We start from the raw sequence: 14,114 nt of genomic DNA on the forward strand, positions 1-14,114 counted from the left end.
TTTCTATTTTAGGTTATTAATTTCTAAGACTTCTCAAAGTATCAAATAAAGAAACAACATTTTCAACCGGAACATTAGCCTGTATATTATGCACTGCATTAAAAATAAAGCCTCCATCACGTCCCAGGATCTCACACTGTCCTATCACATGGCGGCGGATTTCATCAGGAGTACCAAAGGGCAGTATTTGTTGCGTATCGATTCCCCCACCCCAAAAAGTGAGTTGAGAGCCAAACTCTTCCTTCAGTCTATGTGAATCCATATCTTTGGCATTAATCTGTACCGGATTGATAATATCGAAGCCCGCCTCTATCAATCCCGGAAGGATCGGAATGATAGCCCCACATGAGTGTTTGAAAACTTTCCATGTAGTATGCTGATGTATCCAGTCATTCATACGACGATAATGCGGTAGCCAAAGTTCATTGAAAGTATCAAGAGAACAGAACTGAGATTCCTGAGAACCGAAATCAGTCCCACAAGTCAGTACAACATCGACTTTATCTCCCAGTGTATTCCAAAGTTTCTCATAGTTGGCTATCGCGATATCAATCTCTTTCTCAAAGACCTGATGGAGATAGTCCTGACGCATAGCTGTCGACATATACCATTCTACGACACTACGGATACCTTTCGGTTCTTTCAATCCCATACCCGGAACGAATGCTACATCCCCTAAAGCCGTCCCTCCGAAACTGGCTACTACGGCTTTTCCTGAACCAGACACTTTATCCACTAGTTCTTTGTAGTAAGCAAGGTCAGCATCCGTCAACAATGTAAACTCTTCAACATTATCTTCCGGATTCAATTTGTCTTCATCAATAGGTTGTTGTCTTTCAATGGCATTGATAAAATAACATCCTTTAGGCATCACAGCACTGGGAGGATATGTTTTATCGCCACCGGCATAGACATAAACATCTCCCTGATTATCCGGCGTAAGATCCATACCCAAAGGAACTAATACGCGCTGTCCCCACGGAGTGAGCTGTTCGTGAAGTTGTGTAGTATCCAGATCAAATATATCTTTCGCTCCACCAATACCTATACAATCTACTCCCAACAGTTCTGCAAGTTCCTCATCAACTTCACCCAACATTTGAAAAGCATCCACTATTTTCACAGGCTTAGACTCCAATCCATAATGATTTCGTAAAGCTTCTACAATGCGGCAATGAATACCTGTCACTGCAGTAGAACCAAAATCTACCGGAACATAATCGGTATTCTGATGATTCAGTGCCTGAAGCACTCTATCTCTTGATTTACTCATGATATTTACATTTTAAAAGTATATCTTTTGGTTATCTCAATTTCTTTTTGCTGATAAATTTGTTCGGAAGAACCACCAAGCATTAATGTGAAACGACCGGGTTCTACAGCCCACTCTTCATTTTGCATATAGAGTGCCAGTGATTTTTTATCTAACCGGAATGTTATTTCCTTTGTCTCACCAACTTTCAAATGTATCCGTTGAAATCCACGTAGCTGTTTAAAAGGAGTAGTAAAACTGGCCACTTCATCACGAAGATAAAGTTGAACGACCTCATCTCCATCCCGTGAGCCTTCATTCCGTACCTTCACTGAAATATTTACCTGACAGCTATCTTCCGCTTCTACAACCTCCGCTCTCAAATCCGAATAGTTGAAAGATGTATAGCTGAGTCCATAACCAAAAGGATAGCGGGGTGTACCCTCTTCCTCTATGTATTTACTACGGTTTCCTTTCCGTTTTGTATTATAATACACCGGAAGTTGTCCCACAGAACGTGGCACTGAAATAGTCAAGCGCCCGGCAGGATTATAATCACCAAACAGTACATCGGCAATTGCATTCCCTCCTTGCATACCCGGATACCAGGCGTCAACGATAGCATCGACTTCTGCTTCAATACCTTCCAGTAATAAGGGGCGCCCTTTAATCAATACCAATACAATAGGTTTATTTAATTTTCCCATTTCTCGTATCAGTTCCCGTTGTCTTCCCAGTAACTCAAGAGTAGAACGGTCATAACCCTCTCCACTCTCCATATCACTGATATGACTATCAGAGACTTTTGCTGCACCCGTTTCTTCATACTTTGAAGAAAAATCACGGGCACTGGAACCACCCATCACCATTACAACCACATCCGACTGCCGGGCTGCTTCTATAGCTTCCTGAAAACCCACTTTAGAAGAGTCACGCACAGCACACCCTTTAGCATATATAATATGTGTATCATTGGAAACTTTCTGACGGATACCATCCAATACTGTTACTACCGAAGACCCACTTTGAGGTGCCGTATAATCTCCTAACATGTTGTATACATTATCAGCATTCGGACCAATAACCGCAATAGTCTTCATTTTTTTATTCAAAGGAAGTAACTCATTCTCATTCTTTAATAAAATGATGGATTGACGAGCTACTTCACGAGCCAATTCCAGATGTTCTGTTGATGCCACGACTTGTTCCGGTTTCCGTTCATCAACAAAAGGATGATCAAACAAGCCCATATGAAACTTTAGAGCAAGTATCCGGCTGACAGCTTTATTAATCACAGCCTCCTGCACATCCCCCTTTTTTACGGCATCTACCAATTGTCCAGCATAAACATTTGTTCCTAAGTCACTATCCACACCCGCATTTACAGCTTTCACTGCTGCCTCATAATCCGTATCTGCAACTCCATGTTCCCGAAGCCCTCCAATCGCATAAAGATCAGAAACGACAAAACCTTTAAACTGCCAACGTTCTTTTAACAATCCGGTTAATAAATTAGAATTAGCAGTACAAGGAATACCATCGATTTCATTATAGGAGCTCATTACAGATAATGCCCCAGCTGCAACAGCTTCCCGGAAAGGAGGATAAATAGCTTCTTCCATTTCCCGGTTACCTACATGGGCACTTCCTCCATTATGTCCGCCTTCTGTCCAGCCATAAGCCGCAAAATGTTTTAAAGTAGCGATTACTTTACCTTTATCTCCTGGAAACTCACCTTGGAAACCTTTTACTAAAGCAGCCCCCATCACGCCATTGAGATAAGCATCCTCACCATACGTTTCTTCTACTCTGGACCAGCGGGGATCACGAGCCAAATCAAGTACCGGACCATAACCGATATGCGCTCCCTGTGCACTTGCCTCATTAGCAATAGCGCCCCCCATTCTTCTGATTAACTCGGGATTCCAGGTACTGGCCTGCCCAATAGACGTTGGAAATACAGTTGTTCCGATAGCCATGTGCCCATGCGGACACTCTTCTGCCAGAAACAGGGGAATTCCTAAACGCCCATGTTCAATTGCAAATTTTTGAAGCATATTTGAAGCCTTGGCTGCCAATGCAGGAGTTAACCCAGTAGTCAACGTACGCTGTGTCCATGGATCAGCACGCATAAATCCCCAAAGCGAACCAGTGTGATACTCTTCAATCTCCCGAACCAATTGCTCAGTCAGACGGATTGTATTCCCTTGGCGCTCATACATCGGCCATCCTAAAGAAGTAAGCATCTGGCCGACTTTCTCTTCTAGAGTCATCTGAGAGAGCAAAGCACTGACACGTTCTTCTACTGCAAGAGTAGGATTCTCATAGATATCAAGATGACCGTTCTTATTCAGATCATAGTAGGATATTCCCGTTTTTTTATCTTTCTTCGGCTTAATATAATCTGCTCCTACTAATTGACCAGATACCATCAAGCCTAACAAAAATGAACATATGACTTTCTTTTTCATTTCATCTGAGTGATTTGGTTTATTTCATTCACGATATCCGCAACAAGCTTCACTGTAGTGTCGGTATCATATACAGAATTTAACCCTTGTTCTTCTTGTCCCGGGTCCCCCATATAGTCGTCTCCCTTTTGCCAGAAAAGATGTTGCGGTTGTGCAAATCCTCCCCAAGCCCAGAAGTTGCATCCTTGAAATACACTTTTTTGTATAGCATGTTCTTTCACTATTTCAAAAATTTCTCCATAATACCGATCTCTTAGAGCTGTAGAACTTTTCCTATCAAACATTACACAGTCTCTCGGCAATCCAAACTCTTCAAGGACTAACGGTTTATTCATTTTTTGTGCTTCCGCAATATGTACATCGATATATTCACGAGTATTCTCAATGGCTTTATCCAAGGTTCCCGGAATATCTGTCTTATCTATCCACCCCCAATTATTCGGCCAGATGTGAATCGTTGAATAATCTATATTGGTATCCTGATGGAGTTTCACCCACAAACCCAAATCTCCTTCACAACCTGCCATACCTTCCGAACCAACAGAGATCAAGTGGTTAGGGTCAATAGACTTAATAAGTGCAGCACATTCAGATATCCATTGAGCAAAACTCTCCTTATTTTCCTCACCAAACGGACGAGGTTCATTACCTATCTGCCATGCCATGATAGCCGGATCATCACTGTATTTCAGTTTAGTATAGCGATTAACACGGCTTACAACCTGACGTACATGATTCTCAAATAATTTATGGGCTTTCTCTGATTTTGCATACTGGGCAACATAATTTGAAAAGGCATTCCATCCTGCCACGTTAGGCATAGGCACTTCACCATGGCCACTCCAATAGAGGTATTGTGAATATCCTCCGGACCACTCCCAACTGTTATTCAGGAACAATACGGCATGCATATCTCTTTTGCCCAACTCCGACAGAAAGAAGTCTAAGCCATCAAAAATAGTATCATTATACACGCCGGGAGCCGTTTGAAGCGCCGGTTCTGCTTTTGTCGGGATTCCATCGATCCCATCTGCGCCAACTAATACACGTAAATTAGTAATACCATTGGTTTTCATGAAATCGAGTTCTTTAAGCAGACGTTCCCGATTACCGCCCTGCCCCTGTGATCCTAATATAGCGGCATACCAGAAATTAGTGCCGATATAATAATACGGTTTATCATTGACAGAGAAACGTCCGTCAACAATCTTCACAAAATTATCTGTTTGCGTAGGAGCTTTCACACATGCTCCCAACAGCAGAAGAATGAAAAAAAGAATACTTATCTGTTTCATGGCTATTTATTTTTCTATAATATTATTTTATTTTGCCAGGACAGAAAAATCCGGCACTTCATCAGCAAATAAAATCAAAGAATCTTCTTTGAACCGGTAAAAATCCGGCGCAGCAGGGTGTCCCTTATAGGGAGCAAAGCCTGACCAAGTACATAAGTAATTCAACTCTACTCCTTCGGAATATAAAATATTCAATAGTTGTGAATACCATAAAGAGTCTCTGGTCTGCGTTCCAGTCTCAGTAATAGCAGATAGCTTATTATGTTCCTTAGCATACTTAGTCAAGATGCGAGATTTTAGCACTACTAAGCTGGTATCTCCACCATCCGGCCTAAAATCCCAATAATTATCCATACCTACTACATCCACATACTCATCTCCCGGATAGCGCTCCAAATACCCCTTTTCAGTCGTAAATCCACAATCAGGAGAAAATGCATATAAAAAGTTATGTACTTGCAGGGAATCCCTTAAATAAGTGACAGTAAAACGGTAGAGCTCTTTGAACTCTTCTACTGTACAATGATTCTTTCCCCACCAAAACCAATTTCCATCAAATTCGTGCCAAGGCCGAAAAATAATAGGAATCAGTTCACCAGCATGATTCTTAGCATTATGGGCAAAGTCTGCAATAATCTTCAAATCGCCCTTAAATACTTCATGGTGTGATCCGCCAGGAAGGATATGCTTTACTACCTGCGTAGTATCATAGAAATTATTTCCTGTAACCGGATTATAATAATGCCAGCAAAAAGTGAGCACATTTCCACGTTCATAAGCAGCATAAAACTTACTCCTTATATAATCCAGATTCTTAGTTTCCCAACTAACTGGATTCGTAAAATGCAGAAAATCAAAACTGGCCATAGCCGGATAAGCCCCTGCCACATCATAAGCATCACAACGATTCTGTTCATCACGCCAACGGCTGGTATCCGAATCAAATCCATCCATTTCATAATTGTGTTGCCCATATACTACATGCTTTCCAGTCATTTGCTTCAGATTATGGAACAGAATAGTAGTTAAGTCGGTAGCGTGTTTATCCACTAAACTCAATCTGGTATCTTCCAAAATCCGCTGACGAGGAGAGGTACATGCAGAAACTCCACATAAAGCAATCACTATATAAATATATACTCTTTTCATTTATAATCTATTTTAAGAATTTCAGAAGCATTACTCTCCATATCATCACCGCTAACAGCCGTTACACGATAAAAATAAGCTCCTTTTAAAGGAGTACCGTCCAGATCTATCCCATTATCATAAAAAGAAGTTGTCTGCCCTCCTACAAATGTTATAAAGGAAGAAGCATCCGTTGCAAAATCAGAAGATTTACTACGATAAATCCGATACATATCCACATCAGGATTTTTTTCCCACTTTAATCGATTGTCGGCAGTGAGTCTTACAACCGGAGAAGGTAATTTATTACTTCCACTGCCCGTCACAATAATTGTATGGAGCCGTGCAGGTGCGTCTGCCGGATACATAGCCACATTACGGGAATCAGAGGCAGTAATATAATATTCCATTCCTTGAATAGAAAACTCTTCAGCAGGAATAGTTACCGCAAAAGCAGCTCTTATTCTATGTTTAAACGGTATCTGCTTCCATTCTTTACAACCTATAGTACGGTAATGAAGCACAGCAGAAAGATCTTCAACGGAACGATTATCAACCATAGACAGCTTTATGTTAACATCATGTCCCTGAGGAACCGAAGTCACAGGAGAAGGATTTATAATAATAGGAGCTTCATCATCTGCATCACCAGCTAAGCAATAAGTTGGAATACTAGCAAGACTTCTATTTCCATCCGTATCAATCACATATACTGTATAAGAGGCTTTTCCATTAAATGTATCGACATATTGATTAGCACTGACAGGTACTGATGCAATTTCCTTACCATCCCGGCACACTACAAAAATGTCTGCTCCCGGTTCTTCATTACGCCATGTCACCAACGCTCCATTTTGCGTTCCTTTAGCAGTAACATGGGAAGGAGCTTTCACTCTTTGGTATTTACGTAATTTATTTATCTTCTCTACGTAATTCTGCTGTACAAAACGGTTCTGTGTACTCATAATATTTCCAAAAGATGAAATATCATCGATACGATGCAGGAAACTACGAGCCCAATTATCCATTTGTCCCGGCAAATCAGCCCATTGGTATTTCTCAAACTCTGAATTTAGTGCAATATGGTGTTTAGTACCTTCAATACGTGCACGTAAATAAGATAAACGTTTCTTCTGCCCTAAATTAGTAACCACAGCCATGCAACTATCAATAGTATTCAATTGCTTTTCAGCCAATTTATTAGCCTGTGTTATATCGTTGAAAGGATGAAAACTAACATAAAGAGAATAAATTCCTTTATCTATTTTAACCGGAACAGTCAAACTTTTCCATGTCTGCCACCCTTCTGTGTTTTTTACATCAATCGAAGCAATAACAGGTCCATCAAGTTTCCCTACCGAAATAGTAATGATACCTCCATTTGAAGCAGAAGCAACTCTGAGGGATATTAAAGAAACATCTTCCTTAAAATGAACCTGATCGTATTTCAACCAATCACCAGCCATTATATAGCCTACACATTCTCCTCCCTCATCACTCGGTGCATTTTTTGTTCCTTTCTTTTCCTGAAAGTTTACTGCATCTATCTTCATAAGTTCACTATGTTTTCCGGCAAAGCATAACGACTGAATATTCATTAAAGGATAAGTATTTACAACCTCATTAAAACCCGGTGTCGCCTGACACTCTGCAAAATCTGTAGCAAATGGTTCATTTTGATTTATAATGGCAGTAATCGGTTTAGCAACAGACTCTCCATAATTTGTTTTAGCAAAGTCTCCATAAACTTTTTCCGAAGAGTCTAATTCTTTAGCTTCATACCAAGGTGCTTTACTTATATACCACATTTTAGGAGAAACTGCATCTGTTAAACGCCAAGTTAAAGCATAAAATCCTTTCATATTCTCCGAAGCTTTCTCATAAGCATGAATTGTTTCTGATAAATCCACATTATAAGGATAATAATACTGTGAACTACTCCAATCTCTCTCTAACCATGGACATCCCCAATATTCACGCTCTCCATATATATTCCCCGACTCAAATGCTGCGGAATAATAAGATATCGGAGCACAAATAACATCTTTCGGTAGGCGAGCAACAGATTCCGCCGTCATTCCCCAACCTGATACAACAATGTGAGTTGACGGCGAAAGCCGCTTCATATCTTCATAAAAACCATCAAAGACTCTCTGCCATTTAGCATAGAAAACAGAATCTTTGCTTCCCTCTGATTGAAAACAAAACAAATAGTCCAAATATGGATATTGCTTGGCTAATTGTGCAGTTTGCGCAGCAATTACACCGCGATCATCAGCAGACACTTGATATTCAGGAAGAATCACATCAATGTCAAGTCCCAATCCAATCTTGACTCCGCGTTGATGTGCATAATCTATCACCTTACGAAAAACAGTTTCACCTTTTTCTTTTATCTGGCTATTAGTTAATGTCTCATTATGAAGTCCATAATCTGCTCCAAAATCATAATCATCATAAATTTCAGAAGCTCCAAAACAGTATTCATTAATATCCCATCCCGGACACAACCAACCATGTCCTGTTTTTATAGTCGGCATCCACCCTCTGGATAAATAGCCATTATATTCAAAATTATGAAAAGTTTCATTATGCCCGCAAAAACCATTATAATTATGAATCATAATAAAATTCATACGCATTTTTGCCGCTTGATCAATAATATACCTCCAATCATTCCAGGAATAAATAGTAGCTGATTGTGGAAAATTGGTCCATGGAAGAAATCCTCTAATACGCATTTGAGGAGTACGTACATCGTTTATCACGGGAAGGTGACCTCTCATTCTTTTTTCAGGCAAGATATCACCACTCATATAAAAACGCACTCCCAAATGATCTTCAAGCAAACCATATACTCCATAAAGTAATCCGCAAGGATCCGTTCCGGCAATCAATAAAGTATGGCGACCAGCATTCTTTACAGTTTGAAGTATATACCCTTGCTCTCCTGGTTTCTCTTTTAGCTTAAGTATACCTTTCTTTTGCCAATCATCCACTAATGGATTATCTAATGTGGTTAATATAAAATCTGATTTTAGATTTGCCGAGGCTGTCCTCTCGATATTCAAAAGTTTACCGGATAGCTGATAATAGTATCTCTGCAGTTCCGATGCTGCATAGTTTTCTAATGAAGTTCCACTACCTATTTGTAAAATTTGTGCTTGAACAGGTAGAACTAAAACAGCTATCAGGCAATATCCTAATAAATATTTCTTCAAATCTTTCATCATCTCTTCAATTTTGTTTCAAGATAAGACTTCAAATCATTATATTCTCTCCATAAACGCTGGTTTAAAGAGCTTAACACACCTAATTCTCCACGAGAATGAACTCTTTGCATATAAGTCTCAAACATATCTTTCACCGGAGCAGCCATAAGGGTACGATAGGCCTTCTCACAGTCTTCAAAAGAACTGCTCACAGTACCCTGCCTGTCATTCTTCTTAAGAATAAATGCAGGCATCATAGCTTTATCAACCTCTCCCAATAGCAATTCAAAACGGAACATTGCAATGAAACGTTGCAAATTATCTCGCTGAATACCTTCTGTCTTTTTCAGTGCCTGTTCAGCAGCCCGAATCAGCCTCTCACGCAGTTTCACATTTTGATCATCCAATAATCCCCATTCAGGAGTGAAGGCATAAAATTCTGGTGAGGGAACATTCCATTGTATTTGTTTAATATCCATTTGTGCCAACAGAGGAGCCAATAGTTTTGCAGCCTTATTACCCATATCCTCGGTCAGATATTCTTCATATAATTGTTCCACAGTCTTGTTGTCTGTCTTATTTGAAGCAAAATGAGCAAATGTTCTAAAATTAAAACGAGGCTCTTCCGTACGCCAGTGAATAGCAATCACCCCATCCAGATTCTGTTTTGCTGCAAGTTTCACATGGTCACGCATCATTTCCACACGTGGTTGAAAATGCCAAAGCTGATGATCTCCCTCCAACCAAGGCACTGCCCACACAGTTCTGTTCTTTGCTATATCAGACAAGAATTCAGGCTGTGGACTTTTTCCTAAATCAGGATTTAAACAACTGAATATGACATCCTTTGGCAGAGCTCTGTCCAATCCTTTCAACAATGAAGGTAACTGATGGCCACCTCCCCATCCCCCAAGAATCACTTTCGCGTGCGAACCTTTGGATCTCAAATAGTCCGATGTCAATTTCATATATTCAAGTGCCCAAACTCCGACAAAACGGGCTGCATCATCAGCTGCCTCTTTAAAATAACCTTGTCCGGCGTTATATGCTTCAGCAAAAGAAGCATTTTCCAAAGCTTTCTCTATATTCACTCCCATAAATGAGTGTTCATTCAACCATAACCAGACATAGTCGATATCAGGATAGGTTTCCAAAATATTATCAAGTGCTGCATAATGTATCTCTATCGCTAACTGGCTCTTTGGATTCGGAATCATATTAGATTCTCCAGGCCAATAAAAACAGTCGCCCGCTACATTCAAAGAAAAATATTCTGGAGGTATTACTCCAAATTCAAATCCCATTGCCATACGTATACCACGTTCATGAGCCATACTCAAAACATCACGCATCAACGCCTGCGATTTCTCATAATGCTCTCGTGGAGTAGAAGAAGTTACAGAAGCATCACTTCCAAAAGCCTCCGCACCTTCCGGCAAAGAAAATGCACGGTCAGTACCGAAAGCATAATCTTTCACTTTCATGGGTAAATACCCCCAACGTGCAGTAAGAGAATTATCAAAATAAGCCTGAGGAAGAATATCCTTATATTCTATCTTGATCATCGGCTCCACATAAGTGGCATAACGTTCACCCCCACCGGTATAATTATGAAATCCGATAAAATTGATACCATATTGTTGACATTCGTCCAGATAATTCCGATAGTCTTCCAAATTCCATCCCGTAGGACCTGAAAGAAAGTTATGCCAAGGAAGTACTCCTCTAATATTAAATTTCTCTTGTGCCAACAAACTGACAGGCAAACATAATAGAATAAATATATATTGGATTTTTCGTATCATCATTCAAGCTTTTTTTAAGGATAAAAGAGAGGTAGCCCGTTTTTCGTAACTGCCTCTCTTTTGAAATTATACTCTCATTTGAAAAACTGTTCTTTTAACCTTATAAAGGTATATAGTCAATATTTAGTCTTTAGGCACAATACGGAAATTATCAAAACTGATATCGGTATCTTCTGCATAACTGTTACCCATGATCTGTAGAACACCGTCGGCAGGAACACTACCCTTCCACATTGTACTTAATTCAAGAGTTACTGTCTGCCATTCGCCATTTGTATTTAAAGCAAGTCCTGAAGCAAAAGGTTCCCAGTCATAATTTATCTGAGAGAAATAGAAGCGAATCTGACGCTTAGTCAAAGGCTTCAACGTATTCACCTCAAATTTCAGTAGGTAATTATTTTGATTGGCCAGTACCTCTGGGAAATACTCAACAGCTAGTTGTGATATACCAGTCACTGAGTTCCAGTCCCAATCATTTGCATCCCCCTTAGCTATATTGAAACGGCAATATTGTCCGCTAATAGCCACTGGGGTAGGACCGCTACTCAGATATTGTCCACCTCCCCATCCTGTAAATGGATCATAATCACATAGCATGTTACCCTTTTCTTTATATTTTCCAGGCACCATTACTTCTCCTGCAACCGGACTGACAATTTTAACTTTAGTACCAACTGCTGCATCAGCAGGAAGTTTGAAATATAAAGTATCCTGTACTGCTCTTACAATTTCCATCTCACGGTCACCAAAGTATAACTTACCTGATTCAGTAGTTATCTCATACAGATCAAAATAGTCTCCCACAATTTTCATCATTTCGCCTGCAGGAGTGAATTCATTATACATACCATCAATCCGCAAATCCGGGACAAAGACAGAAAGAGGTGTGGTTACCGTTGCGCTGCCGGTTGACAAGGTTATCAGATTATTCACATTCTCGGGAATCACCCTGGGAATAGGAAATGTAATTTCATTGGATGTTATGTATGTTTCTAACATGTCTACCGGAACATCATTCACTAAAATAGATGTAACAGCATTCAACCCGGTACCTTGCACAATAATATATTGCGCAAGATTAGCTTTATCGATAGCTTCCTTACGGTCAGTCACCGTAGACACCTTTGTTACATTTAGAGGAGCAATCGCTTCATCATCATCAGAGCAAGATGAGAATATGCTACACCCCAATATTGCCAAAACTAATAAAGTATATTTTAATGTTTTCATTGTTTCTTCATTTAAGTTTATTCAGAATACTCATTACCAACCCGGATTATTAGAGTCAATCTTATCATTTGCATTGACTTCACTAGTAGGTAGCGGATAAAGCAAATTACGTTCCAAACGACGTTTAGTAACATTATGCTCATCCATATCAATCGCATTCATTACTCCCCAATAAATACCCCAGCGGAATAAATCATACCGACGATCTGCTTCATACGCCAACTCGCGGGCACGTTCTTCAAGTACAGCAGAACGGAACTCATTCTGATTCATGCCAGAGAACGGAGTCGCATTTGCACGTGTACGGATTCTATTAACCTGATTATAAGCTTCAGCATCCGGTCCACCATTCAATTCATTCACAGCTTCCGCATAAATCAGCATAATATCCGGCAAACGAAGCAGCGGAAAATGAAAATCACTGTTCTTTTGCTTACGGTCCGTCACAAATGTAAACTTAGTCAACTTTGCTAATGTCCAACCTTCACCTTCTTTATATACTTCCGTACCATCAAATGCATTACCTTCACTATCGTAAACTTCCTTATTAGCGACCTTATCTGCATACCAACGCGGATAATAATAGTAAATCACCTTACCATTCGAAATATCACCTGAAGCATACCGATGTATCACTCCGTCTACAATACGCTTATCCTTTTCTTCAAAAAGTAAGTACCAGTGGTCACGCATTCCATACCAATTACCTTCCATCGTACCATCTTCCTTAAAGATACCCACATAATCTTGGCAAATCGTATTACCAAAATCTGCATCGGCACTCTTAGCCTGAGCCATCCAGATATGTTCCCCCTTATTACGGTTGGCAATGGACCACACATCCATATATTTATCGAACAAGGTATACTCCTGTATTACTTCCCATGCCTTATCACGTGCCAACTCATAATACTTTTTCGAATCAAAACTCTCATATCCGGCCACAGTCTGTGCTGTATGCGTAATTGCTTGTGGCTCCGCATTGGAAGGCTTTCCGCCTTTAACCACAACGGGTACTCCGGACATTGCTCCTGATGCCATTGTTGCATAAACTTTTGCTAATAAAGCTTTTGCTGCACCACTTGAAGCATGTCCTTCGATAAAACCTGCATCATTTTTAGAATACATATTCTCTGCCTGATCCAGCAGTTCAATAATATGTGCATAAACATCAGCTACGGAAGAACGGGCCTGATGCATATCTTCACCTTCTGATATAGATTTTCTGAAAATAGGTACCGGACCATAATTTCTGACCAGATTAAAATAAGCCCATGCTTTCAGGAAACATAATTGTCCCAAAGCATCTTCCTTACTTTCAGGGGTTAGATTGTTCATTGCAGTGATCTTAGAAGTAGCCAAATTAGCACGATGAATCAAAGTATAACACCCTTGCCACATGTGGTCTATTCCCCAAAATCCCTGCGGATTACCAGCTCCCACATTACCAAATGCCCATGAAGCACCAGAAGCATAGTCACAATCCATATTCGTGAGATACAGATAAGAACCCGGAGCAATAAAATTGGTAATAATGGTATTGTAAGCTCCTGTTACAAGTTGTGAAGCAGCACTTTCACTGTCTCCCAACTGCTCAGGAGAAACAAAATCGTATGCTTTCTCTTCCAACAGGTTATCGCAAGAGCATGCAGCCACAGCCGCCCACAACAATATGACTGATTTTAATATAATCTTTTTCATAACTTTCTTTGAATTGAATT

At 40.0% G+C, this 14,114-nt stretch carries 8 protein-coding genes; all 8 read right to left on the minus strand.

From position 1 onward, the window contains the following. Nucleotides 1-16: 16 nt before the first annotated feature. Nucleotides 17-1,273: a uroporphyrinogen decarboxylase family protein gene (locus tag DWW10_RS00340; protein ID WP_022393966.1), complete on the minus strand. Its 1,257-nt coding sequence runs from the start codon at nucleotides 1,271-1,273 to the stop codon at nucleotides 17-19. A gap of 5 nt (nucleotides 1,274-1,278) precedes the next feature. Beyond that, nucleotides 1,279-3,723, minus strand: coding sequence for a glycoside hydrolase family 3 N-terminal domain-containing protein (locus tag DWW10_RS00345; protein WP_022393965.1), 2,445 nt, complete (start codon nucleotides 3,721-3,723; stop codon nucleotides 1,279-1,281). Continuing rightward, complete coding sequence (locus tag DWW10_RS00350) at nucleotides 3,720-5,018, minus strand: glycoside hydrolase 5 family protein (protein ID WP_022393964.1); 1,299 nt, start codon at nucleotides 5,016-5,018, stop codon at nucleotides 3,720-3,722. Before DWW10_RS00350 ends, DWW10_RS00345 begins: the two co-directional genes overlap by 4 nt. Before the next feature lie 27 nt (nucleotides 5,019-5,045). Then, a complete protein-coding gene (locus tag DWW10_RS00355; RefSeq protein WP_022393963.1) occupies nucleotides 5,046-6,167 on the minus strand; it encodes a glycoside hydrolase family 26 protein in 1,122 nt (373 codons plus the stop codon). Beyond that, nucleotides 6,164-9,376, minus strand: a complete 3,213-nt coding sequence (locus DWW10_RS00360; protein ID WP_182021341.1) for a carbohydrate-binding protein — start codon at nucleotides 9,374-9,376, stop codon at nucleotides 6,164-6,166. Before DWW10_RS00360 ends, DWW10_RS00355 begins: the two co-directional genes overlap by 4 nt. Further along, complete coding sequence (locus DWW10_RS00365) at nucleotides 9,376-11,166, minus strand: hypothetical protein (RefSeq protein ID WP_259320391.1); 1,791 nt, start codon at nucleotides 11,164-11,166, stop codon at nucleotides 9,376-9,378. The genes DWW10_RS00360 and DWW10_RS00365 overlap by 1 nt, the downstream gene beginning before the upstream one ends. Nucleotides 11,167-11,286: 120 nt before the next feature. Next, nucleotides 11,287-12,393 (minus strand): glycan-binding surface protein, encoded by a 1,107-nt coding sequence (locus DWW10_RS00370; RefSeq protein WP_022393960.1) that lies wholly within the window; start codon nucleotides 12,391-12,393, stop codon nucleotides 11,287-11,289. Between the two features lie 33 nt (nucleotides 12,394-12,426). Further along, complete coding sequence (locus DWW10_RS00375) at nucleotides 12,427-14,094, minus strand: RagB/SusD family nutrient uptake outer membrane protein (RefSeq protein ID WP_022393959.1); 1,668 nt, start codon at nucleotides 14,092-14,094, stop codon at nucleotides 12,427-12,429. Nucleotides 14,095-14,114 lie beyond the last annotated feature (20 nt).

This window comes from Bacteroides intestinalis, from assembly GCF_003464595.1.
Lineage (GTDB): Bacteria > Bacteroidota > Bacteroidia > Bacteroidales > Bacteroidaceae > Bacteroides > Bacteroides intestinalis_A.